Genomic DNA, 24,989 nt, shown 5'->3' on the forward strand with positions numbered 1-24,989 from the left:
TTTCTTTATCGATTGGTAAACTGTTTTCAGGACCCGCATGCCTGCTGACTGCTGCCGCATCTTCCGGGTGGTTCCGGCTCCCCCCCCCTGTTCCTGCACGAAAGACGAAATATAGAGACCCCTGTCTTTTAGCAGCTCTCGGCGACATTTCCTACCCGGGTCTTCAGGTGCCGTCTTCGTATTGGTATAGACTGGCGGACGTCTGAGCCCTTCTCCGCACGGGGCCGGTATGTTCCTGTTACCACACCTCACAGGTTCCGGCAGCCCGGGCAGTCAGCGCCCTCCTTATACCCTCGAAGAAGATAATGGTTTGCAGGTGAGAGAGCGGCACTTGATCCGCAGGGAAACGCATATTCTGCCGGATACGCGGTGCAGACCGGGCGGCATGAACATCAGAGGAGGGAGATGCCCCGGAGCCGCCGTATGAGATGCTCGCCGTGCGACCCCATCCAGTAGAGTTTTTTGCATCCGGCGCACCAGAAGAAGTCCGTATCGGCGCAGCCCACCGGGGCGTAGGTTGTCTCCCTGATCTCCCGCTCCGTTGCAGGGCGGAGACGGGCGTTGCAGACGGAGCAGCGGCTCATCCGGATCTCCGGCCGGATAAGCCCGGCCTCGACGAGCTGCCTGACCTGGTCGAGGACGTCTTCCGAATGGATATAGACGGCCGCATCGCCGCCTCTCCGGGCAAGCTCTTTGTCGCGGGTGAGCAGAATTCGGCTGCTCTCCGCCGCAATCTCGAGGAGGACGGTATCTTCGCGGGTATTGCCCCGGGTGAGCGAACTTGCGCTCATCGTATCGTAGCCCATGAAGCGGAGGTAGCGGGTCAGCGTCCCGAGCATACGGTCGGCGAGGAACCGCACCCCGCTTCCGGTCTTTTCAGTCGATCTTCGAGACATACGTGATACTGCCGCCGCAGGCCGTACACCGGTGGTCTTCGACTCCTACGACCCTGGTCGCAAACCCCGTCCGCTCGATCGCGACCGCACCGCACTCCGGGCAGTAGGTGTTCTCGTAAGGATGGTTCATGACGTTGCCGAGGTACGGGTAGTGCATGCCGAGGCTCTTTGCGTGCTCGTAGATCTTCTCAAGCTGCGCAACGCTGGTCGGGCCTTTATCCTGCATCTTGTAATCGGGGTGGAACCGGGTGAAGTGCATCGGGGTATCGGGGCCGAGGTGTTCGAGCACCCACCGGATCAGGGAGTCCATCTCTTCGATGGAGTCGTTCAGCCCCGGAATGACGAGGGTCACGGTCTCGACGTGCAGACCGAGCTCGTGGGCGAGTATCGTGGCGTCGAGGACGGGTTCGAGCTTTCCGCCGCAGACCTTTTTGTAAAAGGTATCCGAGAAGGCCTTGATATCTACGCGGAAGGCGTTCAGCATGCCCGCGACCTCGCGGAGCCCCTCCTCGGTTATGTAGCCGTTCGTGACGTATACCGTGCCGAGCCCCTGCTGCCGGGCGAGCGATCCCATGGCGAGAGGATACTCGTGCCAGATCGTCGGTTCGTTGTAGGTCCAGGAGATGCTCGCAGAGCCGGTCTCGACCGCCCGGCGCACTCCTTCCTCAGGAGCGAGGTCTCGGAGCATCTGCTGCTCGAGGGTTGCCTGGGAGATATGCCAGTTCTGGCAGTGGCTGCAGTGGAAGTTGCAGCCGATGGTGCCGAGCGAGTAGCAGAGGCTGCCCGGGAGGAAGTGAAAGAGCGGTTTCTTCTCGATGGGATCGACCGCCTCGGCGCTGATTTTGCCGTAGGTAGCGGCATACAGCGTTCCACCGCGATTTATCCGAACGCCGCAGACACCCTGCTTCCCTTCGCGAATGGTGCAGCGGTGCGGGCAGAGCGAACAGTGTACCGTCCCGCCTTCGAGTTTCTCGTACAGTCGTGCTTCATGCATGCGGACCACATATCCGAATGAGATAAACCCCTGTATATAGGTGATGCCGGAACCGCCGTCGCGCCGCCGCGGTATTCGCACCGTTTGTACGCGTATCTCGTGTATTCCCGGCGTTGACGGCGTATATATCTGCATCTCCGGGAGAGAGGCAGTGCACCGTCTTCAACAGTTATATGAGTGATCTGTTGGAAAAGTATACGGTGGAATGAAGAGGATAGTCATCTCACTCGGCGGCTCGGTTCTAGTCCCAAATCTTGAGTCGAATAATATAGAACGGTACGTTGCCGTTCTCAAAAAGATAGCCGAAAAATGCCGGATTTTTATTGTGGTCGGCGGCGGCGGAGAGGCACGCCGTTATATAGGGGCGGCGCGATCCGTCGGCATCGACGAGGCGACGGCGGACGAACTCGGTATTATGGTCACGCGCCTGAACGCACGCCTGCTCGTCGGCGGACTCGGAACGGCTGCATATCCCCGGGTGGCCGAGAACTACACCGAGGCGAAGGAGTTTGCGGAGACGGGGAAGATAGTCGTCATGGGCGGGGTCACTCCGGCGCAGACGACCGATGCCGTCTCGGCGGTGCTCGCCGAGAGCGTCGGTGCGGATCTTCTCATCAATGCCACCTCGGTCAACGGGATCTACAGTGCCGATCCGAATAAGGATGCGGGCGCCGTCAGGCACGAGCGGTTGACGAGCGGTCAGCTCCTCGAGATCATTGCCCACGGGAGACTCAATGCCGGCGCGAACACCGTTCTTGATATCGTCGCCGGGAAGGTCGTCGAACGGAGCGGCATCCCGCTCCTGGTGCTGGACGGCCGCGACCCCGAGAACCTCGCAAGGGCGATCCTGAAGGGCGAGTTCGTCGGCACGATCGTCGGGGATGCGGGCTCCTGCCCGCTGCCGGTCTGATCGGCCTCCCCTTCATCGGCAACTATTTTTGCTCGCTCTGCCAATGTATTCAGGCACAGGGGTAGTAGGGTAGCCTGGTCCATCCTAGAGCGTTTGGGACGCTTTGACGGCAGTTCGAATCTGCCCTACCCCATCGATTATGGATCCGGATACGGCATGTGCAATCTACCGGCGCCTTTCGAAGCACTATCCTATCGTCGGCGGCCGCACCAACTTTATTCCGTTCGACAATCCGTTCGAGTCCCTTATTCTGACCATCCTCTCCGCCCAGACCACCGACCGGTCGGTCACTGCCGTGCGCGATGCGCTCTTTTCGCGGTACCCGACCCCGGAGGCGCTCGCCGCTGCCTCGCCTGCAGAGGTCGAACCGATCATCAGGACGATCGGGTTTCATCACGCAAAAGCTGCGTATATCGTCGGGACGGCGCAGAAGATCGTCGAGTCGTTCGGCGGCGAGGTGCCGCGGACGATGGACGAACTCCGGTCGCTGCCCGGCGTCGGGAGAAAGACCGCGAACATTGTTCTTTCCCATGCCTTCGGGATCAACATCGGGATCGCCGTTGATACGCACGTTAAAAGGGTCTCGCACCGTCTCGGGATGACCGATAGCAGAAATCCCGATATCATCGAACGCGATCTTATGGCGCTCCTCCCCGAGGGGACCTGGGGTGAGGTGAACTATCTCCTCATCCGGCACGGCCGGGAGATCTGCACGGCCAGAAACCCGCAGCACGATGCGTGCTTTCTCCGTGATCTCTGCCGCTACTATGCAGAAGAAGTGAGGGCGAAAAGCCCCTGATCTTTTTTTAAAGCCAGATCGCCTGGTAGACCAGGAAACAGAGCCAGGCAACGATCGCGGCTGCCGGAATCGTCAGAACCCACGCGGCGACGATCTCGCGGACGATACCCCATTTTACCGCGGAATAGCCGCGGGTCGCGCCGACACCCATGATCGCGCCGGTCGTGGCGTGGGTCGTCGAGACCGGCACGCCGAAGGCGGTCATGAGCGAGAGGACGGCACCCGCCGACGTCGAGGCGCAGAAACCCTGATACGGCCGGATCTTGGTGATCTTGTTTGCCATCTTATCGATGACGCGCCACCCGCCGAGGAGCGTTCCGAGCGAGATGGCAAACGCCGAGGCGAGGATGACCCAGAGAGGGACGGAAAACTCGGTGATCAACCCGCCGGCAAGGAGCAGCGCCGTGATGATACCCATCGCGTTCTGGGCGTCGTTGCTGCCGTGGCCGATCGCCTGGAACGAGCCCGAAAAGATCTGGAGGTTGCGGAAGATATTGTTCAGCCGCTGGGGCGGGTAGTTCCGGACGGTGCGGACGACGATGAGCGCGAACGCGAATGCCGATATGAGCCCGAGCATCGGTGAGACGACGATGAAGACGAGGACCGCGAGGATGCCGCTGATCTTGATGATACCCGTTGCGATGAGCACCGGAAAGGTCAGCGTCACCCCGATCAGGGCGCCGAGAGCGACGTACCGCGATACGGGCTCCTTGTGGTACAGGGCGAGGGCTGCCAGCGCGGCCATGCCGAGTACCGCTCCTATGAGCCCGTAGATCACCACGAGTTCGACGATCTCCAGCGTCGGCCAGCGTATCGCCGAAACACCCGCGCCGGCAATGCCTGCACCGAGCAGTCCGCCGATGAGCGCGTGGCTGCTCGAGACCGGGATGCCGAGGTACGAGGTGACGAACACCCAGAGGACGGCACCGATGAGGCCAACCAGAATGAGCGGGGGGGTGAGGAACATGGGATCGACGATCCCTTTTCCGATCGTCTGTGCAATGGCGGTCGTAAAGAGCAGCGGGCCGACGAGATTGAAGATGCCGGCGAGTGCCACTGCCTGAAGCGGGGTGAGCGCCTTTGTGGCGATGATGGTGGCGATGGAGTTTGCAGCATCGTTGAGCCCGTTTGCGAAGTTGAAGAGCAGCGCAAGGGCAACTCCGATGAGTATGACGAGTTCCATGGCAATCAGGAGTGTCTGATGGCGATATCGCTGAGGATATTGGCGGCGTCTTCGCACTTATCGGTGGCGAGCTCGAGGTTCTCGTAGATATCCTTGAGTTTGATGATGGTGATTGCATCGCTCGTCGTGAAGAGGTTCCGGATAGCTCTTCCGAGCACCCCGTCGGCGATATTTTCGAGCCGGTTCACCTCGATGCACCGTTCTTCGATGTTCTTCGGATCTTTAATGGTCCGGATGCCCTTGACCGCACCCTCCACTTCGACGACACTGACCTGGATCAGCTTCGCAAGCTCGATCATGGCGTCGTCCGTCTCTTTGATGCAGTAACTGTGCATCTGCTGAGCGGTGCCGTCGATGTAGTCCAGAATGTCGTCGAGTGCCGATGCCAGACGGGAGATCTCCTCGGGTTCGAGCGGCGTGATGAACGTCCGGTTCAGCTGCTCGTAGATCTCGTGCGTGATCTCGTCGCCCTCGTGTTCGATATCCTTCATCAGCTGGACTTTTTCTTTAACGTTCGTATAGTCCTCGACAAGCTCTACCAGGAGATCGGCCCCTTTGACGACCGTCTCCGCCTGCTTCTCCAGAAGATCGAAGAATATCCGATCCTGCGGTACAACCCACTCCTTGATTCCCACAATAATCACCAGAATGGTATGTCTTCTCTCTCAAAATAGCGATCGTTTTTCCCTGGCAGTACCGGTGCGCTGACGGGGGGAGCAATTGCCGTATCTGCCCGACCAACCCGGGCAGGTCGTTTCTCCGAGCGTACGAGGGGCCGGGAAGAGCGGTCACGCCCCGCTCCTGAGACGATCGTTTCCTCTTCCGTTGACGAGAGCGACGAACCCGATTCCCCCGGCGATGTCGAAGACGAAGAATATGAGGAGCTGGATCGTCGTGATGCTCTGGCTATTCAGCGGACTTCCCATACCGCCGGGAAAGAGGCCGGGTAGGGCGAGTGCTGCGAATTGTGTATGAATAGCAATAATAAGCATCTGAATGATTATTACGCCGGTTAAGAATTGCAGCACGTACAGCAGGGTATTCTCTTTCATTTACAGAGTGTTGGCATCAGGTGATAATCAAATTAGCTGATATTTGTAACTTTCTTTAGGGTGGTGTAACCGCCGTTCCAGGGATTTTCAATTCAAATAACGTAGATTTGATATTATCTGGAGCTGCGACGACGCATGGAGGGAAATGGACGGGAGATGGAAAGGGTTGACCATCAGCGGCTTATCGGCCTCCTGAACGGGGTTAAAAACCGGGCGCAGCCCCGGCTGGAAGCGGGCCGTGACTGTGTCGGAAGTATTCAGATAGTTTTATATTATAGGTACTATTCCTTGGGAGTGTTCCTCGGGTGATGCAAATGACAAAGGAGAAAGTGAAGGTGAAACACCTCGGAGTATGGTCGGTCGCATGGTTCTTCGCTATTCTGAGTGCCCTGTACGGGCTGGTTAACGGAATCCTGGTCGTGATTGCAACGGCGCCGGTACTCGATGCAAGCATTTTTGCTGCGATCGGGGGTGGTATTTTCGGCATCATCGTCTCGGTGATTGTCTGGGCGATCGGAGGATTTGTCGGCGGAGCAATCGCGGCGATCATCTACAACTTCGTCTTCGCCGCTTCCGGCGGTATTGAAGTGGACCTGGATGTAGAATCATGATTCTCTTTTTTCCGGGATTCCTGCGCTGAAGCTCTGCAGCCTTGTTTTCCATTCCCGGATCCGCGGAAAAGCATGCCGGAGGAACAGCGTTCTCCACCTTCGCAGAGCGTCTTCAACAGCCCCGGCGTCGGGGCAGCGACGATCACCGGGGAGCTTGCCACTGCCTGAAAACCCGGGTAACTATCTTTGCTGGATACGACGTTCCTTTCATACAGCATGGAGACGTTCGAGGAGGCAAGGGCGTTCACCGATGATCCGTCGTACGACGCCGAGCGGCAGATTGCATTCGAGGAACTCCGCACCGGGATGAACGAGGGTTCGATTGACCCTCCGCTGCGAGCTCCTTCGGGAGTTTTCAGAGGTCCCTCACTGTTTCACCCTGCAGAGCTGCTACGGCCATTTCGTACACGAACGGCAGCCGGATGCTCATAATCTCGAGCCACTTGCAGGCTATGCAGGTGTGATCGACGAGGTTTTGTACCGCATCGCGTATCTGGCGGTCTGTATCCGAAATAGTGAGGCAGGCTTTGCGCTGCAGCGTGATCTCCGGGACGTCGCCGGGATCGATCCGTCGTACATCCAGTTCGGGAGCGCCGGGTGGTTCTGGGAGCGGCGTATCAATACATACGTCCTACAGGTGGAGCCGGAGCGGTGCAGACTGGAGGACACCTGCCCCGTCGGCATCGACGAAGCCCTTCGCCTGGAGCAGGTTCGTGAACGGTTCTTCCGCGAGCTGCTCGGAATAGCCCGGAGACACCGCTATCCGGAGGGGTGAGCGCGGGCTCATCCCCGTTCGACAGGTTCATATGCATCCCTGCCGTTGAAGCCTCTGCTATGACCTCGCGAATGCTCTCCCGCGACGACCTCGAGCAGCGGGTCGTCGATTTTCTGGCGACGGAAGGAATGTGCGTCCTCGCCACCTGCTCGATGAACGTCCCGAGGGCGTCCGCCGTCGAGTTCTTCCCGGCAGGGACGACGCTCTATATCCTGACCGAGGGAGGCCGGAAGGTTGAGAATATCAGCGAAAACCCGGCAGTCTCGGTGGCTATCCATACGCAGTTTATCGGGTGGGAGCATATCAAGGGTATCCAGCTGACCGGCATCGCGGAGATAGGCAGATACGGATCGGCGATATTCAGCGAGGGCGAGGCGGCATACCGGAGGAGAAAGGGGCAGGATGCCCGGAGCATCCCTGAAGAGCTCTACGCAATCCGGATCACGCCGGTGCGGATTGAGTTTCTTGACATGACGCGGAGAGCGGAAGGTCTCTCGCCGAAGCAGGAGATCGAGTATCCGGTGGATGCCGGCCGCGCAGGTGTCTGCCGGGTCGGGTTCTGATCACCCGGTCTCCGCAAGGCTCCGCCGGATCTGCCGCCGGGTCTGCCATTCAATTACGCGGCCGACGGCGTCGTAGACCGGGTTGACCGGCACGTCGACGAAGTAGCGCTTCCCGGGCGCGAGCCAGCCCATCTCGTCCCAGTAGGCGTAGTCGACCGGAGAGTGGTTTCGGAGCTCGTCGAACGTTCCCCGCTGGCCGTGAAAGATGATGACGTCCCGAAGGCCGGGTGACGCCCGCGTCTTCCGGTTTAGGGCCTCATAAAAAACTCTTGCGGCATCTCTGAGTGTCTGCTCGTTCTTCTGCGTCTGCCGTGCGGAGATCACCGGCGACGTGACGATACCGGCGCGGCCGGCGACCTCGAACCCCCAGACGGTGGCGACGAGGTTTAAGTAGTCGAGGACGTCTTTCTCCCCGAGCGCACCGGCGGTCGCGAGGAGGAGCGCTTTTTTGTCGAAGAACCGGGGACGGTGAAAGATGTAGCTCAACCGGTCGATGAAGACCTTCATCAGCCCCGAGACGTTCATTCCGTAGACCGGAGAGGCGAAGATCACGCCTTCGGCGTCGTGCATCTTCTGCTCGATCGACGGGGCGTCGTCCTTTCGGGGGCAGCGCTCCTCGCCCTTCTCGAAACAGAGGAAACACCCGAGGCACTGGGCGAGGTTGGCATCCTTCAGCATCAGGTACTCAAACTCCACCTCCCCGAGCGACCGCATCGCTGCCTCGATCGTCTGTGCCGCCCGGTAGGTGTTGCCTTTCCGCGGGCTGCCCATGATGACAAGGACTCTCATGGGCATCCCATGGCGGCCGGACAGCATCAATCAGCCGGTTGATCGGCACTATCCTTATGTAGTCCGGCACGCATCATGGCGCAGTGAGATGCTATGGCCGGTGAAGAGATGCTTGTCTTCTGGGCAGGGGCGGTGATCTTCGGGCTTGCCACCCTGCTTTTCGTGGTGCTCAAGCTTCGCAGACCCGAATATGGGATCTTCTACGGTTCCGATATCTTCGTCTGCTTTATTACGACGATCTCGTATGTTACGATGGCGCTCGCCCTCGGGACATCCGTCGCAGCGGACGGACAACCGATATACTGGACGCGGTGGCTCTACTACATCGCAAGCTGCAGTATCCTGACGCTCGACGTGGCCTATCTCGCCGGCAGGCCGACGGTGACGAAGTTCGAGGTCGCACTCTTCACCGGGCTCGTCATGTTCTGCGGCTTTCTGGCAAGTTTCCTCACCGGGCCTGAGAGGTGGTGGTTCTTCGCATTCAGCAGCGCCGCATACGCAGGGCTCCTCTACACCCTCTTTGCCGGGACGGGGCGGGCAGAGCCGGGGATGAAGCCGGTCATGTGGTTTATCCTGCTATTCTGGACGCTCTTTCCGGTCGTCTGGGTGCTGGCGCCGACTGGGCTCGGGATCATCACGACTCCTGCCGGGGCGGTTCTTTACGCCATCCTCGACATCATCACCAAGATCGTCTTCGGTCTCTGGATCACGATGCGTATTCTCCCTTTCCGGCAGCCGATCGGATGACCGGCGCTTCGCCGCTCCTCTCCGCTTACCGATCCCCTGCCTCACCTCTCGTCAGCCGGCTTTTTGAGGTGCGCACGCAGGTACGCAAAATCATCCTCGGTCGCGTTGATCTCGTAGAGCACGGTTCCGTACCCCGGACAGAGCTTCGTGAAGGGAAGAAGGATCTTCTGCCTCCGGATCTGCATGCCGAGAAGCATCGGCGCTTTGAGCAGTATCCGGATATCCCGGAAGACAAACTCCGGGTAGAGTTCGTACTGCTCTTTTGAGTTCTTCGTAACGTACCTGTTCACTTCATCGGGCGTTGTGTCCTTTAAGAGCACCTTGCCGCCGAGATTGTTAATGCATCGGGAGGGCATATGTTCGTATGTCTCCGAACTAGTTTGTATACTTTCCGGAGCACTATTGCAGGAAAACTATACCAACCCGACCGCCGATACCTCCGGTTATGTACGTTGTCGCATTCAGTGGAAGCCCGCGAGCGGAGGGGAACACCGAACGGCTGATCCGCCACGCCCTCGCCGTCCTCGAGGAGGAGGGGATCGAGACCGAACTCGTCCGGATCGGGGGAAAACCGGTTCACGGCTGCACGGCATGCCAGAAATGCTTCGAGAACCAGGATAAACGCTGTATCATCGGGAAAGATGTCGTCAATGACTGCATCGAAAAGATGATCGCGGCAGACGGGATCATCATCGGTTCGCCGACCTACTTCGCCGACCTCTCCCCCGAGACCAAAGCCCTCATCGACCGGGCAGGGTTCGTGGGGATCGCTAACGGCGGGCTCTACGCCCGAAAGGTGGGTGCAGCGGTCGTCGCCGTCCGCCGTGCCGGAGCGATCCACGCCTTCGACTCGATCAATCACTTCTTCGGCATCAGCAATATGTTCACGGTGGGCTCGTCCTACTGGAACATCGGCATCGGGCTTGAGGCAGGGGACGTCGAGGAGGATGCCGAGGGAATCGCGACGATGCAGAACCTCGGGCGGAATATGGCGTGGCTCTTAAAGAAGATAGCCTCGTGACCCGGCCCGGTGCCGTATGACTGTGATCCTGTATATCGCCGCAAGCCTCGACGGCTATATCGCCCGCGAGGACGGCGACGTCTCATGGCTGGAGATATACGGGGAGAGCGGGGAAGATTACGGCTATCCGACCTTCTTCGCCGGGATCGATGCGCTCGTCATGGGATCGAGGACGTACGAGCAGATTGTAGGATTCGGCGAGTGGCCGTACGGGGATAAGCCCGTCTACGTTGTTTCGGGGAGGAGGCTGCCGGTTCCCGAAAGGGCGAACGTCACCTTTCTTTCGGGCACCCCGCACGACCTCGCCCTCTGCATGCGGAGACGGAACCACAAAAACGTCTGGCTGGTCGGGGGCGCTTCGCTTGCGGGGCAGTTCCTGCGCGACGGCCTTGTCGACGAGATCATCCTCACGGTCATCCCCGTGCTGCTCGGCGGGGGCATCGCGCTCTTCGGGAGGCTTGGGAGCGAGGTGCACCTCGCCCTTCTCGGTGCCGAAACCTACCCTGCCGGCGTCGTTCAACTGCGATACGCAATTCAGCCGGGATAAGTGCGGATTTCGAAAGAGATAAGGGATATCTTTTCTATTGTTTATCAGGAGCCTTTCAGGGCGGGGCTGGTATACCGTGAACGAACTCGATGATTTTCTCGAACCGCTGCATCAGGGCGTCTGGGAGGTTGCGGTACCGAAGGAGTCGGTGGAAGGGTCACCGGGCACCGGGTGGGCGAAGTCTGCGATCAACCTCCCCACCCCCGGCACGATCGCCAGTTACCGGAAAGGGCAGTACCACGTGCACGAGACGGCGACGGAATGGCGGGTGCACCTCGACCGCTACGATCCGAAGGTGCATCCGCTGCTTCACCTGGTCGACGATGCCCCGCTCGTCTTTATGATCAGCGGCACGCTCCTGGCGCTCATCATGGATACGAAGAGCGCTCTACGCAGGGAGACCTCATCCCTCGTTGCGGAGCAGAAGGCGGCATGGCAGCTCCTGCTCGTCGCCGGGTTCTGCATGATGCTGATCGGCGTGCTGATCGGTATCGACCCGCTCTCATCCTTCGAGCGGATCGTCATTCTCGGCGTCCGGTTGAGCGTTCTCTGCCTTGCTCTCGTCATCATCGCAAAAGGGCTTGACCCGCGTTCTTTCCGGGTCGTTTCCGGCGGGAGAGTCCTCCTCGGGTTCGGCATCCTTGCTGTCGGCCTCACGTCGTTCTCCCTCGACCTTGAGTGGGTGGCCTCGAGTTTCGTCCTGATCCTGGCACTCTGGGCCTTCGCGAGCGCCGTCGTCTCGCTGAAACGGACTGTCCGGGGTCGTTTCGACGTCCCGGAGGGTTTCTACAAGCGCCTCGGTATAGGCATCGCCTCGCTGCTCTTCGCTGTTCTCATCCTCGCGGTTCCGGACGCGGTCGAGGAACTGCTCGTGTATGCCGTGAGCGCGATTGCCCTGCTCTTCGGGTTCTTGCTGGTGCTCGAAGGACTGGGTTTCCGGAGGCGGATGAAGGCGGAGGTCTAACGGAGCGCCGTTCCCGGAGGCGGGCATCGCAGCCTGCCGGGCGGGGCTGAAGCGTCCACCGTTTCAAGCACCGTTCCACTTATTGTCTGATACAGCGTACCTTTTTAATGAAATGCGTGAACCGGCCGTCAAGAAAGATCTCTACTGGTGCGATACCTGCAACGTCCCCCTTATAGGACGCCGATGCGGCTGCGGAGCGGAAGGGAGACAGATCCCTCTCCTGCAGCCCTACGATCTCCGCCCGGCACTCGCGGCGGATGCCGACCTCATCAGGAGGCTCGTGCACGAGCGATTCGGCGCGGTTCCCCTGCCGAAGATCATCCTCCTGAACAAGACCGGAGGCACCGACCGTGCCGACCTCGTGATCATGCACGGGAACCGGTTCGGCTGGCTCACGTTCGATCCGGTGGAGCGCCGGTTCAGTCTCGATATCGCGCCCGAGGCGCTCCCCCATATCATCCCGTACGCAACGCGCGGCATCGTCGCGCTTGAGGATCACCTCGACCCCGGCAGGGGAAAGATCCGTATCGGCGGCAAACGGTTTCCCTTAACCAGCCCGGTGGCCGACGGGATGGCGATCGTGACCTACCGGGGCAAACACGGCACCGGAATCGTCCGCGAGGGGCATATCAAGGTGAAGGAACTCTCGCCGGTAACCCCCCGGGAGTGCAGCGACCCTGACTGGAACGTCGCGATCGACCGGAACCGCTACCACCTCAAAAACCTCGAGCGGGCCGCCGTCCGCACCATCAAGCAGCATATGCACGACCGGCCGAACGCGAACGTATCCTTCTCCGGCGGCAAGGACAGCGCCGCCGTCCTCCACCTCGCCAGGAAAGCCGGTGTTACGAAGGCGTTCTTCATCGATACCGGGATAGAGCTCCCCGAGACGGTCGAGTACGTCGCATCGCAGGGCGTCGAGATCGTCCGGAAAGCCGGAGATTTCTTCCAGGCGGTCGAGAAGGTCGGGCCGCCCGGGAAAGACCATCGCTGGTGCTGCAAGCTCCTAAAGCTTCATCCGCTCAAGATCTACCTCGCCGAGGTCGGCCCCTCCGTCACGATGCAGGGGAACCGGTGGTACGAGTCATGGAACCGTGCCGATCTCGATGAAACCAGCCAGAACCCGGCGAACCCCCTGCAGCTGAACGTATCCCCGATACGGAGCTGGCGGGCGCTCGAGGTCTTCCTCTACCTCTGGTGGCGGAACGTTCCCATCAACCCGCTCTACGATAAGGGACTCGAACGGATCGGGTGCTACCTCTGTCCGGCCATGCTCGAAAGCGAGTACGAAGCGCTCCGGGTCATGCACCCCGACCTCACCCGCCGCTGGGACGAGTTCCTCGAGAAGTGGGCTGCGAAGTCGGGGATGCCCGAGGCCTACTGCACCTGGGGGCTCTGGCGATGGCGGGCGCTGCCGCCGAAGATGCGCGAACTCTGCAGGGAGAAGGGTATTCCCGTCAACGACGACTATACCCTGCGTCCCCTGCCGGAGGCTGAGCGGCGGGTTCTGGCCGAACCTGCTGCACGGGCTCCGCCTGCCGAACCGCCCGTGATCGCCGATGAGGCCGAGGGGTTCGCCGTGGATGCCGTCAGGAAAGATTTCCCGATCCTCGGCGACTTTGTCTACCTCGACTCCGCAGCGATGAGTTTCTCACCGGAGCCCGTCGTAGCGGCGCACCTCGAGTTCGAACACCGCTACCGGGCCAACGTCGGGCGGGGCGTGCACCGGTTCACCCGGATAGCGACGCAGCGTTACTGGCATGCTCACGAGAAGGTGGCGCGGTTCATCGGGGGCGATGCGGGCGTTACTGTCTTTACGAAGAACACGACCGAGGCGATCAACATGGTCGCGCAGGGGCTCTGCTGGAAGCCGGGAGACCGGGTGATCACCACGATCCTCGAGCACCACTCGAACCTGCTGCCGTGGCGGGCGCTCGCTCGGCAGGGTGTCGCGCTCGACGTCATCGGCATCAACGAGGACTACTCGCTCGACCTTGCCGCGCTCGAGGACGCCATCACCGATACGACCCGGCTCGTCGCCGTCACCCACGCCTCGAACGCCATCGGCGTCGTTACGCCCGTCGAAGAGATCGCCCGGATCTGCCGTGACCGCGGCGTTCTCCTGCTCGTCGACGCTGCGCAGTCCGTCCCGCATATGCCCGTCGATATCGGCAGGCTCGGATGCGACTTCCTCTGCTTCTCGGGCCACAAGATGCTCGGGCCGACCGGCACCGGCGTCCTCTGGATGCGGGAGGCGATCATCGAACCGTCCCTGCTCGGCGGGGGGATGATCGAGACCGTGACGGAAGATGCGTATGTTCCGGCGGAAGGTTACGGCCGCTACGAGGCCGGGACGCCGAACGTTGCCGGCGGGATCGGCCTCGGGGTTGCGGTGGACTATCTCGAAGCCATCGGCATGGAGAAGATCCGCCGGCACGAAGAGCGCCTGACGACGCGGCTCATCGAAGGGCTCTCTGCCATCGACGGCGTCCGGGTCTACGCTCCGAAGGATCCGGCATCCCGTATCGGTGTCGTCTCCTTCAATGTCGAGAATATCCACCCGCATGAGGTCGCGCAGTACCTCGACGAGGAGGCGGAGATCCTCGTCCGGTCGGGCTACCACTGCTGCCAGCCGCTCATGGAGTATCTCGGTCTGCCCGACGGGACGGTGCGGGCGAGCTTATCGCTCTACACCACCGAGCAGGAGATAGATCTCCTCATCGCCGCCGTCGGCGAGATCGCACGGGGACGCTGACGCGTAGCGCAGGCTGCACTTCGCGTCTTGGCGGCGTAGGCGTGACCGACCGGACGTGAAGCCCGCTGCACAGCCTCACGCAGACAGTCCCGTTATCCTCTCCGCGTGCGCATAGACCGCCATGTCCGGCGTTCCCGCAGACCCGACGATGCAGAGGCCGGTCTCCAGAGCGATCTCCACGGCGAGGGCCGTCGGGGGTCCGGTGGAGACGAGCACCGGGATCTTCGCCATGAGGCACTTTCGGACCATCTCGGAGGTGACGGATCCGGTGCCGACGGCAACCATCCGGGAGAGGTCAAAACCGTCACGCAGTCCCCGCCCGATCACCCGGTCAAGTGCATTGTGCCGGTCGAGATCCTGAGAACAGGCGACGATCCGGCTCCCGTCTGCGAGGGCGACCGCCTCGAGCACGCCGGGCGCAGGGAGAGCATCGACGGCGGCCTTGATCTCCGGAACGGCTACCATATGGTCCGAGTCGATCGCGGGCAGCTTCTGCGTGTCGATGTAGGAGGCCGCGCCCCCGCACCCGGAGAGGATGGTCTTCTTCACATTCCCCCTCCTGAAGGGATCCTTTGTAAGGACACTGATCCGGTTCTCTTCGATCCTGACTGACTCGATCTCGCCAGGGCTCCGGATAATCTCTTCGGTATAGAGATAACCGGTGATGAAGTCCTCAAGCCCGGCGGGGCTCAGGATCACGGTCGTCAGGTGCCTGCCGTTGACGAAGATCGCCACCGGCGCCTCTCTGGCGACATCCTGGACAAACTCGCCGTCGCCGATACGGGTACAGGTGATTCGCTGAAACATGATCATCACATCGCAGACTGTCGGCATCGGGTTTATACCCCCGGTGCGGGACCATCGTGTGTAGAGGTGTGCGGGAGGGAGTCATAATACCTGATACTCCCGGGCAGGGAGGGGCGAAGCGTCCCGTGCCCGGGAGATCACAACGCCCCCCCCGTACCCGCGGCACAAAAAAAGATGTTTGTGGAATCTTCACTCGACGGCCGCAATACTGATGCTGAAGCAGTCCCCGCTGAAGAGAGCCAGATCGTATTCTGCCGTATCGGAGACGATCGCCGGATACTGCCTGGCAAGCCTGAAGAGGGCGGCGTCCTCCGGCAGTGCGGGATCCATCGGGGTGTCGACGTTCTTCTGGATGATGAGGCGCGCAGGATCGAGGTTGGTGGCATAGTAGTCCTTGAACACTGTTCGCTTCTCGTCGGGTATGGTGACCCAGTCCCCCGCATCGGCAACCGTCACGTCGTTCGGGACCCATCCGTAGCCGGGCAGGTAGTACTCCGACCAGAAGTGGGTGCCGGCATCCTCAGACAGCAGCATCTGGTAGCCTCCGGGCGTGCGGGCCGGGATCCCGAGCGACCGGCAGAGCGCAGCAAAGAGCATGCTCTGGGTGCCGCAGTCGCCGTGACCGGTCTCGAACATGTAGGTGGACTCAGCGACCTTCGGCACCCGGGCGTCGAGTGACGTATGCGGGACGTGGCTGTAGGGGTAGGTCTCGATGATGTAGCGGTAGATCAGCTGTGCCTGGAGGTGCGGGTTCGTCTCATTCCCGACGATCTCCTTTGCTTTCTGCCGGATCGCATCCGTGATCTCGATGTTCCGCTCGGATGTCGTGTAGAGCAGGTACTCGGGATCGCTCGTGTTGTACTCCCCGACCTGTGCCGGGTCGATGTCGTCAAAGACCTGTTCGTAGGAGACAAAATCGATATCCGCCGAGAGTATCAGGTCTCCGTTGACCGCTTCGGCCGGGATCTCGTAGTAGACGTAGCCGATGACTCCCGTGGTGACTGGGCCGGCGACGATGTAATCCGGGCACGACAGGTTCGTAACGGTCACGTTCCGTTGCGAGTCCGTCTCGACCGGAAGCGGGTACCAGATCTTCAGCATGCCCGACGAGGGAAGCATCTCGTGCGGAATCTCAAGCAGCTCGACTCCGGCGTAGTGCACCGGGTTCACGTACAGCCCGGTCTTCCCGGATGGGGTCTCCGACCAGGCGTATCGAGCGGTATAGTCGATATCAATACTCTTGATCTTCTGCATCTCGTCGACGTGCGCGTAGAGGTAGTCCGAGGCGACGTCGTAGAAGTAGAGCGTCTCGTTCTCCGAGACGATCGTCTGCGCACGGTTCTCCAGCCAGTCGGTTATCTTCTCGTCGGTGATGCCGGATACCTTCTCCCGCAGCGCCGCCTCTGCGCCCGCGGCATCGAACTGATACTCAATGTATGTCCTGTTCGCCCGGAACATTGCATTCCTGGCCGCCTGTGCATTATCGGAATCGCCGGCACCGGCATAGAGGGCACAGGCCTCCGCAAAGCGTTTCTCAGCGATCCGGTAGTTTGCATCCGCGTATTCGGCCAGACCCCGGGCATATGCCTCGTCGGCAGGCGAGGCGCCCGATGCATCGGGTACTTTCTTTTCTTCCGTTATGCCGGTGCAGCCCGCCGCAAACGAGAGAAGGAGGGCGGATACGACCAGAAGAGCGGTAACGAAACGGTGATCCATACAAGATAACAGAGATAAACATTGGATAAACCTTTCTATCTCTATTGGCTGTCTTACTGGAGTTTTCGGTGTTTTCGCGCGTTCTCCAGTCGTTGCCAGGAATGAAGAGCACGCCAGGCCGTGCTCCCGTAGAGGCCGCTGCCGGAGGTTCTCCCTGACACTATGCCTTGCCGTATCGGATGTTGCCGTCCGGGACTCGCATATCGAACCGGGCTCCGCTGCCGTGCGTTCCGGTCTCCAGGAGGGCAATCCCGGTGATGGCGAGGATCTCACGCGAGAGGAAGAGGCCGTGGCCGGTGTTCCTGCCGACACCCCACCGGAAGAGTCCGTCCCTCTCCTCCATCGGGACGCCCTGTCCGTCGTCCTCGCACCGGAGGAACGTGCTGCCGTTGTCGCGCCTGACCGAGAAGGTGATCTCCGTCACATTCCCGCCGTGGCGGAGCGCGTTCTCAATGAGGTTGTAGACGACCCTGGAGAAGAGGGGATCGGCATAGATCTCGGCACCATCGGTATCGGCACGGATCGTCACCGGATAGCTCCGGAACGAGGCGGCCTCCCTCTCCACGATGGTTCCGACGTTCTGCCAGACCGGAGACTGCTGGCCGAGATCCTGATAGTCACGGGTGAACTCGACCTGCTGCTGGATGATCCCGGCCGCCGTATCGCATTTTGCAAGCCGGTTGAGAAGGATGGGATCTTTTGTATCCTCCGACGCAAAGGAGAGGTGACCACGGAGAACCATCACCTGGTTTAAGAGGTCGTGCCGGGTGATGCTTGAGAGGAGGGCGAGTTTTCTGTTCGACTCCCGGAGGGCGTTCTCGTGCCTCTTCCGTTCTGTGATATCCCGGAGTATCACCACAGCTCCGGCAAATGCTCCGTCGTCGCTCCGGATACCGGCGCCGGAGATACTTACCGGGAGCGGGCGGCCGTCTCTCTGCTCCAGGGTGGTTTCGCGGTCAGAGACCGATCCGTCCGTCCGGATGGCCGAGAAGATCCGCCCGGCCTCCGGGCGGTCGGCGAAGAGCGTATCTGCCGGAGTGCCGGCGAGACCGGGGCGGTCGCGCCCGAGCATCGCCGTCAGCGCAGCGTTCGTCTCGATGATGTGGTTATTGTCGTCGAGGAGCAGCAGCCCGTCGTTCATCGTGGATACAATGGTATCCGCCGTCGTCTGCGGGGTGATGATGAAGAGTCCGTACCTCCAGATCGCGTATCCGACGAAGAATGTGTACCAGATCGCGGTGACCGCCGGGAGCTCGAATATCGCGAAGAACGGTATCGTATCCGCGGCGAGGTAGGAAAAGCCCGACAACAGCGGGACGGATATTCCGACGGCGACGAGTCTGGCCTGCCGTCGTTCAGCCCCGTCCGGAACCCGAAGCATATACCGGGTGCAGAGGAGCCAGGCGAGCGTGGCGCAGGCGAGCGTCCAGAAGTACGCCAGGAGAATGACGGGATGCACGTTTGCGTAGTCCGTCTCGATCGAGTACGCTGCAGCTGCAAACGCCACGGCGGGAAGGTAGAGGCCGGCGAGCGTCCAGGGGGTACGGGAGCCGCGGAGGTGCCGATTTTTCGTAAACAAGAGGATGAAGTGAACGGTAAGGGCGGTATCGACGGGCCAGATCGCTCCCACTGCGTTCCAGACGCCGGCGGACGCCTCCCCGAGCGCGAACTGCATGAATTCGCTGAACGCCCAGAGCGATCCCGTGACCGAGGAGAGAAAGAATATCTGATGGAGGCGACTCGCAGGATTCTTTCCAAGGACAAATGCCCCGAGGAGGGCCACGGCGACGGCAGCGACGAAGAAGAGCTGTGTCATAATCCCATACCAGGAGAACACGAATTATTTCTGGAAATTCCCCTATATATAACATCTGTTTTCCGATATCGATTATTTCATTCTATTTTTAGATACTATGAAATTTTGATTCCTAATTTGCCAGAAATGCGAATATTATTCTTCATGCCCTGACTGGTTTACATTCCTCGAAGCATGAGCGAAGCGGTCATGATCCCCGGTGCACGGCGCCGGTTTGACAGGCTCCTCGGGAAAGGGGAAAAAGTATTATTTGATACGAAGATCTCACTCCATGGCGCCTTCTGAACGGTATCGATCTCCCTCTCGATTCCTTCTCGTGACGGCGGCGTGTCTCCTCGCGCTTTCGGTTGTTCCCCACTCTGCTCTGGGATCAACCCCACCGCTGCTACCCGAGCTCACGCTCTCGGTATCTGACGGCACGATACTTCCCGATGACGGTATGACAATCTCCGTAGCGTGGCACCGGGAGGGGAGCGTGTATCCGCCGCCTGGGGTTATCCAGGTGACGCTCTACAGTGTTTCGGATGAGAAAGTTATCGGGACGTACCCCCTTTCGTCGGACGCGGTCGAGGAGCCCGACGATACGACCCGTCACTACAGCGGCGTGATACGTGTATCGGATCTGCCTCGGGGAGGACTGATCGTCACTGCCATCGATCCTATCTCCGGCGCCGAACGGCGTATCCCGGTCATCCTCAAGGAGACCGGCGCCGACTACAGCGATCTTCAGCACAGAAGGTTCAGTGGGAGTCTGCTCATCGGCGTCGCTCTCCTGCTCGCCTTCGGGCTGATCGTCGTTCCCGGTCTCCTTTTACGGCGGAGATAAAACCAAAACCCGGCCCTGACGCTGCAGCAGACCTTCACGGGATCCGCGCACGGCACTTTTCACGGCTGCAAAAAGGAGAGGATCCCCGGAATCATCACGGGATCACTGCACTTTGATTGCTTCTTCGATCGGCATCGCCGGTGCGACGTGCGCCACGCCGTAGGAGCTGAACGGTGCGGTGATCCGCATCACGGACTTCTCGTCGTCGGCCTCGAAGACCGCTACCGACATGTGTCTCCCGATCAGGACATACCGATGATGCACCTTCACGTCCGACGGAAACTGGAAATGTTTCCAGAGTTCCACGACCCGGTGCGTATGCTCCGGCTCGAACTGGTACCACAGGACAAACAGCATTGCTTCACCTCGCTCCTTCCCCTGCCACATCGAATATATACCTTACCCACGCCCGGTCTCCGGGGAGCACTCCCGGCGGTATACGCCGGGCACAACAGGAGAGATGCCGGGAGATAGCCGAGCTGAAGGCGTAATTCACCAGTCTTTCTTCATCGCCTCCGCCCGGAGATCTTTCGGCATCAGCTCGACGGCGTACCGGAGCGCCGTCCGGGGCATCTCCCGCTTCTTCTGCATGACATAGGCGAAGACTTCGTCCTGGTGCTTCCGGCTCGCCTCCTTTAAGAGCCACCCGTAGCCCTTCTGCACCATATCATCCGTATCGGTGAGGAGCAGGTCGGCGATCGCGAAGACCTCGGCGAGGAACATCCCGCGCTTTGCCGGCACGATCAGCGAGACTGCTGCCGCCCGCCGCATCCAGCGGTTCTCCGACTGCGTCCAGCCCTGCAGCTCCCCGATCAGGTCGGGATACCGCATGACGAGATCCCCGACGGCGTGATTGCAGAACCCATCGCAGGCAGCCCAGTTGGTGATGTAGGTATCGATCCAGCGGGAAAAGACGGCGATGTCATCGGGTTCGAACCTGTCTGCGAGCTTCGGAACCCATGTGGATACCACGAACGCCTCCTCCATGAGCCCCGAGCGGTAGAGCTCTTCGCAGAGCCGGAAGATCTCTTGCTTATCCCGGGACTTGACGTCTTTCCAGTACTTCTTTGCAATTGCCGTTGCGGTTGCGGTCTTCATCCCGTAGCACCGGACGTCTTCCTTGAAGAACCGCTGCGACTTCTTCCGGATCTCGGGGTCCGCGTGCGCCGCGAGTTCCTGCCGTATCGATTCGATGACCGGATCCATTATTCAGGTGTACGAAGGGAGGGATGATAAGGGATGCGGCGGGCTGGTTTGGAGGATCTGGATGCTGCCCTCTTCCTGTACACGCACCTGACCGATAATGGTGAGGAAATCCGGCGGAAACTCCGGAATATAGGATTTGATACGTCTCTCCCGACGCATCTACTGGAGTATGTGTGGCGGCAAAACTGTAACACGGGTGCTTCTTCCGGCTCTATGAAAGGGTCGGGTCTGTCGGGAATGCCAAAGAAGAGTTCATCGCATATCCGCCGTCAGTCGGGGGAGTCATAGACCCGCCCTGAGACTCCTGCGTTCCAGGAGCAGCACGTCCCGCCAGGTGCCATCTTTCATCCGGCCCAGGCGTTCGCGGCGGCCGACGACGCAAAAGCCGTGCTTCTTATGGAGGGCGAGGCTGGGTTCGTTCTCCGGAAAGATGCCTGCCTGTAGCGTCCAGAACCCTTCCCGTTCCGATGCGGCGATGAGCTCGGCTAAGAGCGCGCTCCCGACCCCCAACCCTCGGGCATCTTTTCCTACGTAGACACTGACTTCGGCCACGCCGGCGTAAACCGGGCGCCCGGAGTAGGGGCTGAGCGCTGCCCAGCCCAGAATCTTCCCGTTGCCGACGGCAACAAAACGGCAGGATCGAATATGGCCCGCATCCCAACGCTCCCATGACGGTGCTTCCGATTCGAACGTTGCGTTGCCGGTGGCAATACCCTCCAGATGAATACGGTGGAGATCTTCCCGGTCAGCGGCGCTCATTTCCCGTACGATGAATTCCATCTCGATGAGCCTCGTCTATCGTATTCGAATGTTCGTCCGGATGCGCGATAAGTGATGTGGTATCCGGGGGATGCCCCTCCCCCGGCTACTCCCTCTTCTGCTCGAGCACCGTCTGCCGGGGGCAGAACCCGAATTTCCAATAAAACGAAAAGGACTCCTCGTTCCCGTCGGCGACCGAGACCCGGTTCCTGACCGAGCCGTTCGCATCCAGCCACGCGAGCGCCCGGTTCACGAGGGTCGTGCCGATCCCTGCTGAGCGGTACGTCTCTTCGACATAGATCGACTCGATCTCGCCCGTCATCTCCGGCGAGAGCGAACTTACGCAGTAACCCACGTATCTGCCAGCCGCCGGATCGAAGGCAAGGTCGACCTGCAGGGCGCCGGCCGCTATGAGTCTCACGAAGTGTGCCTTCCGGTCGGCGAAGGTCATCCGCTCGTACCGGCTCCGGAACGCCCGGGCATGTGTATGGTGATGGTCGTTGAGCCTGACCCAGAGCGGGCGGATCAGTTCGATATCGGTGATGCCAATGGTGTGATATTCGATAGGAGGCATCGGTGACTCCCGGGCAGGTCATGCCTTCCCTTTCCCGGCCTTCGTCGGGCATCGGGATACGGCCGCATCGTCGATGCCGAGATATTGCGCACCCCAGGCGCAGAGCGCTTCCATGATCGGGAGCAGGGTCTTGCCGAAGTCCGTGATGGCATATTCCACCCGGGGCGGCACCTCGGGATACACCGTCCTCGTGAGAACCCCGTCCGCCTCGAGCTCGCGGAGCTGCTTCGTGAGCATCTTCGTGTTGACTCCCGGTATCATCTTCTGCAGCTCGGAAAAGCGCATCACATCGTCGCCGAGCGCCCAGAGGATAAGCGGCTTCCATTTTCCTCCGATGACGTCGAGTGCAGCCTCGACCGGGCAATGGTACGTCTTCCCGTTCTTCGTGTAGATCATGGTTACTCCAATGAAAGTATATTACAATTATGCCCGTATCTCCTATATATTCAGTTAGGGCAGATAGTAGTCTAATGGGTCGGATTGCCCTTGCAGAAGAATAGCCGTTATCCCTGCGAGGGGTTACCCAGGAGTCTTCGCATACAGAGCGGAGTGAGGAGATATCTATGGATAAGATACAGATCGGACTGAACTTCTTCATCCCGATGCCGGTAGTGCTCGTCGGGACGCAGGTGAACGGAAAAGCGAACTTCATGACCGTAGGCTGGTGCTCGCGGGCGAACGCGAACCCGCCTATGATCCTCTGCGGAATCGGGAACCACCACTATACGCCACGAGGGATTGCAGAGACGGAGACCTTCTCGGTGAATATCCCGTCATCGGCTCTGATGGAGAAGACCGATTACTGCGGGCTCGTCTCCGGGGATGCGACTGACAAGTCCGGCGTGTTCGATATCTTCTACGGCTCGCTCAAGACCGCACCGATGATCCGGGAATGCCCGGTAAATCTCGAATGCCGCCTCGTGCAGGCGGTGCCGCTTCCGACCAATACGATCTTTATCGGCGAGATTGCGGGGGCGTATGCAGATGCGTCGGTGATGCAGGACGGAAAACCGGACTTCCCCGCGATCGACCCGCTCCTCCTGACGATGCCCGACAACCGCTACCGGCGGCTCGGGGAACCTGCAGGGGATGCTTGGAGCGCCGGCAGGGACCTGATACAGCAGTCGCAAAGAACCTGAACGGACGGCATAGGATGGAAACCATATTCGTAGATCAGGATCTCTGCACCCGCTGCGGGATCTGTTCCGTCGTCTGCCCGATCTCGATTGTCGATGCGGCGGATGACCATACCCTTCCCGAAGTTCGGGAGGAGAAGGCCGGGATGTGTATTGTCTGCGGGCACTGCGAAGTCTCCTGCCCGTCGCAGGCGCTCCTCCTGAATGTCAGGCCGGACGAGAAGGTGGGTATACCGGCCGGTGCCGGCGCCCTGTCGGCTGAAGGCCTCGGTGTTTACCTGCAAAAGCGCCGGTCCGTCCGTCATTACACAGACGATCCCGTCTCCAGGGAGACGATCCTGCAGATTCTCGATATCGCCCGGTACGCACCTTCGGGAGGAAACGGACAGCCGGTACAGTGGCTTGTCGTTCACGATCCGGAGAACGTCCAAAAAATCGCCGGGCTGACCGTCGACTGGATGAAGACCCTGCTGCAGAGCAGCCATCCGATGAGCGGCTACGTGCCGGGGCTCATCGGAGCATGGGAGGCAGGGAACGATGTCATCTGCCGCGGCGCTCCGCACCTGCTCTTTGCCCACGTGCCGGAAGGGAACCCGGTCGCATCCGTGGATGCCATCATCGCGCTGACACACGTCGATATCGCCGCCCCGGCATTCGGCATCGGCACCTGCTGGGCCGGCTTTGTCGCAATGGCCGCCGCCTCGCACGAGCCGCTCCAAAGAGAACTCGGCCTCCCCGCAGGGCGGAAGAGCGCCTATGCAATGATGTTCGGCCATCCGCAGTACAGGGTCTGCGGCATCCCCCGCAGGAGCCCGGCGCAGGTGACCTGGAGATAGGTGCGGATGGCTGAAAAGTATCCCCGGGAACGAGCTGCCATGACTGTTATCGCGATCAACGGGAGCCCACGAAAAACGTGGAACACGGCAACCTTGCTCGAACACGCGCTCGAAGGCGCCGCATCGGAGGGGGCGGAGACGGAACTCGTCCACCTCTACGACCTTGACTTCAAGGGATGCTCGAGCTGCTTTGCCTGCAAGCTGAAAGGCGGAAAGAGTTACGGGAGATGTGCCGTGCACGACGAACTGACCCCGGTACTCGACCGGATCGCCGAAGCGGACGGCCTCATCCTCGGTTCGCCGATCTACTTCGGCACCGTTACCGGGGAGATGCGGTCTTTTATGGAGCGGCTGCTCTTCCCGTACCTGGTGTACTCGAGTCCCCCATCCTCCCTCTTCGAACGGAAGATCCGGACGGCTTTTATCTACACGATGAATGCTCCTGAAGCGTACGCAAAGGAGATCTACGCAGGCCATATCGGAGCCAACGAGTATGCCCTGAAGATGCTGTTTGGTCAGGCGGAGTCGCTCTGCTCGTTCGAGACGCTCCAGTTCGAGGACTACGATAAGGTCGTCTTCAGCTACTTCGACCCTGAGGAGCGGCGGGAACGGCACAGGACGGTCTTCCCGGAGGACTGCAGGCGGGGATTCGAATTGGGCGCTCGCCTGGGAAAAACCGCGTGAAGAAGGCACAGCAGAGTTCATCG

General features: G+C 60.4%; 29 protein-coding genes and 1 tRNA gene. 15 read left to right on the plus strand and 15 right to left on the minus strand.

What is annotated here, in order from left to right; translation table 11 throughout:
• Positions 1–392: 392 nt before the first annotated feature.
• Both ABH15_RS09785 and amrS read right to left on the minus strand, forming a co-directional pair.
• Entirely contained in the window at positions 393–896 is a 504-nt protein-coding gene (locus ABH15_RS09785) for a Mut7-C RNAse domain-containing protein (protein ID WP_128694150.1), read from the minus strand.
• Positions 877–1,890, minus strand: a complete 1,014-nt coding sequence (amrS, locus tag ABH15_RS09790; protein WP_128694151.1) for an AmmeMemoRadiSam system radical SAM enzyme — start codon at positions 1,888–1,890, stop codon at positions 877–879. Before amrS ends, ABH15_RS09785 begins: the two co-directional genes overlap by 20 nt.
• A 205-nt stretch (positions 1,891–2,095) precedes the next feature.
• On the opposite strand from amrS, the gene pyrH reads away from it, so the two are divergent.
• From pyrH to nth, 3 genes are all read left to right on the plus strand, one after another.
• Positions 2,096–2,800 (plus strand): UMP kinase, encoded by a 705-nt coding sequence (gene pyrH / locus ABH15_RS09795; RefSeq protein ID WP_128694152.1) that lies wholly within the window; start codon positions 2,096–2,098, stop codon positions 2,798–2,800.
• A 58-nt stretch (positions 2,801–2,858) separates the two neighbouring features.
• Positions 2,859–2,933, plus strand: a tRNA-Pro gene (locus ABH15_RS09800).
• 6 nt (positions 2,934–2,939) lie between these two features.
• On the plus strand, positions 2,940–3,599 hold the full coding sequence (gene nth / locus ABH15_RS09805; protein ID WP_128694153.1) for an endonuclease III: 660 nt from the start codon (positions 2,940–2,942) through the stop codon (positions 3,597–3,599).
• Between the two features lie 7 nt (positions 3,600–3,606).
• On the opposite strand, the gene ABH15_RS09810 is transcribed toward nth, so the two are convergent.
• From ABH15_RS09810 to ABH15_RS09820, 3 genes are all read right to left on the minus strand, one after another.
• Positions 3,607–4,782, minus strand: a complete 1,176-nt coding sequence (locus tag ABH15_RS09810) for an inorganic phosphate transporter (RefSeq protein WP_128694154.1) — start codon at positions 4,780–4,782, stop codon at positions 3,607–3,609.
• A 5-nt stretch (positions 4,783–4,787) separates the two neighbouring features.
• Positions 4,788–5,417, minus strand: a complete 630-nt coding sequence (locus tag ABH15_RS09815; protein ID WP_128694354.1) for a DUF47 domain-containing protein — start codon at positions 5,415–5,417, stop codon at positions 4,788–4,790.
• A gap of 153 nt (positions 5,418–5,570) precedes the next feature.
• Positions 5,571–5,834, minus strand: coding sequence for a hypothetical protein (locus ABH15_RS09820; protein WP_128694155.1), 264 nt, complete (start codon positions 5,832–5,834; stop codon positions 5,571–5,573).
• Positions 5,835–6,148: 314 nt separating this feature from the next.
• On the opposite strand from ABH15_RS09820, the gene ABH15_RS09825 reads away from it, so the two are divergent.
• From ABH15_RS09825 to ABH15_RS09835, 3 genes are all read left to right on the plus strand, one after another.
• Positions 6,149–6,445 (plus strand): hypothetical protein, encoded by a 297-nt coding sequence (locus tag ABH15_RS09825; protein WP_128694156.1) that lies wholly within the window; start codon positions 6,149–6,151, stop codon positions 6,443–6,445.
• 322 nt (positions 6,446–6,767) lie between these two features.
• Positions 6,768–7,220, plus strand: a complete 453-nt coding sequence (locus tag ABH15_RS09830; protein WP_206633442.1) for a hypothetical protein — start codon at positions 6,768–6,770, stop codon at positions 7,218–7,220.
• Between the two features lie 59 nt (positions 7,221–7,279).
• Positions 7,280–7,783 carry a pyridoxamine 5'-phosphate oxidase family protein gene (locus ABH15_RS09835; RefSeq protein ID WP_128694158.1) on the plus strand — a complete coding sequence of 168 codons (504 nt, stop codon included), beginning with the start codon at positions 7,280–7,282 and terminating at the stop codon, positions 7,781–7,783.
• Here the strand turns inward: ABH15_RS09835 and ABH15_RS09840 are convergent, their stop codons facing one another.
• Entirely contained in the window at positions 7,784–8,572 is a 789-nt protein-coding gene (locus tag ABH15_RS09840) for a flavodoxin family protein (RefSeq protein WP_128694159.1), read from the minus strand. It lies immediately after the preceding gene.
• A 93-nt stretch (positions 8,573–8,665) separates the two neighbouring features.
• Between ABH15_RS09840 and ABH15_RS09845 the strand changes: the two genes are divergently transcribed.
• Entirely contained in the window at positions 8,666–9,319 is a 654-nt protein-coding gene (locus ABH15_RS09845) for a bacteriorhodopsin (protein ID WP_128694160.1), read from the plus strand.
• Between the two features lie 41 nt (positions 9,320–9,360).
• Here the strand turns inward: ABH15_RS09845 and ABH15_RS09850 are convergent, their stop codons facing one another.
• Complete coding sequence (locus ABH15_RS09850; protein WP_128694161.1) at positions 9,361–9,675, minus strand: DUF1894 domain-containing protein; 315 nt, start codon at positions 9,673–9,675, stop codon at positions 9,361–9,363.
• A gap of 89 nt (positions 9,676–9,764) precedes the next feature.
• Here ABH15_RS09850 and ABH15_RS09855 point away from each other — a divergent pair, with 89 nt between their 5' ends.
• The 4 genes from ABH15_RS09855 to ABH15_RS09870 all read left to right on the plus strand — a co-directional run bounded on the left by ABH15_RS09855 (position 9,765) and on the right by ABH15_RS09870 (position 14,606).
• A complete protein-coding gene (locus ABH15_RS09855) occupies positions 9,765–10,340 on the plus strand; it encodes a flavodoxin family protein (protein WP_128694162.1) in 576 nt (191 codons plus the stop codon).
• A gap of 16 nt (positions 10,341–10,356) precedes the next feature.
• Positions 10,357–10,887, plus strand: coding sequence for a dihydrofolate reductase family protein (locus ABH15_RS09860; protein WP_128694163.1), 531 nt, complete (start codon positions 10,357–10,359; stop codon positions 10,885–10,887).
• Between the two features lie 76 nt (positions 10,888–10,963).
• Positions 10,964–11,851, plus strand: coding sequence for an HdeD family acid-resistance protein (locus ABH15_RS09865; protein ID WP_128694164.1), 888 nt, complete (start codon positions 10,964–10,966; stop codon positions 11,849–11,851).
• 112 nt (positions 11,852–11,963) lie between these two features.
• Positions 11,964–14,606, plus strand: a complete 2,643-nt coding sequence (locus tag ABH15_RS09870; RefSeq protein WP_128694165.1) for an aminotransferase class V-fold PLP-dependent enzyme — start codon at positions 11,964–11,966, stop codon at positions 14,604–14,606.
• A 75-nt stretch (positions 14,607–14,681) separates the two neighbouring features.
• On the opposite strand, the gene ABH15_RS09875 is transcribed toward ABH15_RS09870, so the two are convergent.
• The 3 genes from ABH15_RS09875 to ABH15_RS09885 all read right to left on the minus strand — a co-directional run bounded on the left by ABH15_RS09875 (position 14,682) and on the right by ABH15_RS09885 (position 18,966).
• A complete protein-coding gene (locus ABH15_RS09875; protein ID WP_241648068.1) occupies positions 14,682–15,440 on the minus strand; it encodes a formate dehydrogenase accessory sulfurtransferase FdhD in 759 nt (252 codons plus the stop codon).
• Positions 15,441–15,602: 162 nt separating this feature from the next.
• Complete coding sequence (locus ABH15_RS09880) at positions 15,603–17,129, minus strand: transglutaminase-like domain-containing protein (protein ID WP_128694166.1); 1,527 nt, start codon at positions 17,127–17,129, stop codon at positions 15,603–15,605.
• Positions 17,130–17,289: 160 nt separating this feature from the next.
• Complete coding sequence (locus ABH15_RS09885; protein WP_128694167.1) at positions 17,290–18,966, minus strand: PAS domain-containing protein; 1,677 nt, start codon at positions 18,964–18,966, stop codon at positions 17,290–17,292.
• Between the two features lie 418 nt (positions 18,967–19,384).
• On the opposite strand from ABH15_RS09885, the gene ABH15_RS09890 reads away from it, so the two are divergent.
• Positions 19,385–19,771: a hypothetical protein gene (locus tag ABH15_RS09890; protein ID WP_128694168.1), complete on the plus strand. Its 387-nt coding sequence runs from the start codon at positions 19,385–19,387 to the stop codon at positions 19,769–19,771.
• 102 nt (positions 19,772–19,873) lie between these two features.
• Here the strand turns inward: ABH15_RS09890 and ABH15_RS09895 are convergent, their stop codons facing one another.
• The 5 genes from ABH15_RS09895 to ABH15_RS09915 form a co-directional block, all read right to left on the minus strand.
• Positions 19,874–20,128 (minus strand): DUF3303 domain-containing protein, encoded by a 255-nt coding sequence (locus ABH15_RS09895; protein ID WP_128694169.1) that lies wholly within the window; start codon positions 20,126–20,128, stop codon positions 19,874–19,876.
• Between the two features lie 135 nt (positions 20,129–20,263).
• Entirely contained in the window at positions 20,264–20,977 is a 714-nt protein-coding gene (locus ABH15_RS09900; protein ID WP_128694170.1) for a DNA alkylation repair protein, read from the minus strand.
• Positions 20,978–21,259: 282 nt separating this feature from the next.
• Complete coding sequence (locus ABH15_RS09905) at positions 21,260–21,757, minus strand: GNAT family N-acetyltransferase (protein WP_128694171.1); 498 nt, start codon at positions 21,755–21,757, stop codon at positions 21,260–21,262.
• A gap of 85 nt (positions 21,758–21,842) precedes the next feature.
• Positions 21,843–22,310 (minus strand): GNAT family N-acetyltransferase, encoded by a 468-nt coding sequence (locus ABH15_RS09910; RefSeq protein ID WP_128694172.1) that lies wholly within the window; start codon positions 22,308–22,310, stop codon positions 21,843–21,845.
• A gap of 18 nt (positions 22,311–22,328) precedes the next feature.
• Positions 22,329–22,706 carry a winged helix-turn-helix transcriptional regulator gene (locus ABH15_RS09915; protein WP_128694173.1) on the minus strand — a complete coding sequence of 126 codons (378 nt, stop codon included), beginning with the start codon at positions 22,704–22,706 and terminating at the stop codon, positions 22,329–22,331.
• 167 nt (positions 22,707–22,873) lie between these two features.
• On the opposite strand from ABH15_RS09915, the gene ABH15_RS09920 reads away from it, so the two are divergent.
• The 3 genes from ABH15_RS09920 to ABH15_RS09930 are packed head-to-tail and all read left to right on the plus strand — an operon-like array spanning position 22,874 to position 24,966.
• The gene (locus ABH15_RS09920; RefSeq protein WP_128694174.1) at positions 22,874–23,449 is read left to right on the plus strand and encodes a flavin reductase family protein; all 576 of its coding nucleotides are present in this window, start codon (positions 22,874–22,876) and stop codon (positions 23,447–23,449) included.
• 14 nt (positions 23,450–23,463) lie between these two features.
• Entirely contained in the window at positions 23,464–24,282 is an 819-nt protein-coding gene (locus ABH15_RS09925; RefSeq protein WP_128694175.1) for a nitroreductase family protein, read from the plus strand.
• A gap of 6 nt (positions 24,283–24,288) precedes the next feature.
• Positions 24,289–24,966: a flavodoxin family protein gene (locus ABH15_RS09930; protein ID WP_338323529.1), complete on the plus strand. Its 678-nt coding sequence runs from the start codon at positions 24,289–24,291 to the stop codon at positions 24,964–24,966.
• Positions 24,967–24,989: the final 23 nt, after the last annotated feature.

This window comes from Methanoculleus taiwanensis, from assembly GCF_004102725.1.
Lineage (GTDB): Archaea > Halobacteriota > Methanomicrobia > Methanomicrobiales > Methanoculleaceae > Methanoculleus_A > Methanoculleus_A taiwanensis.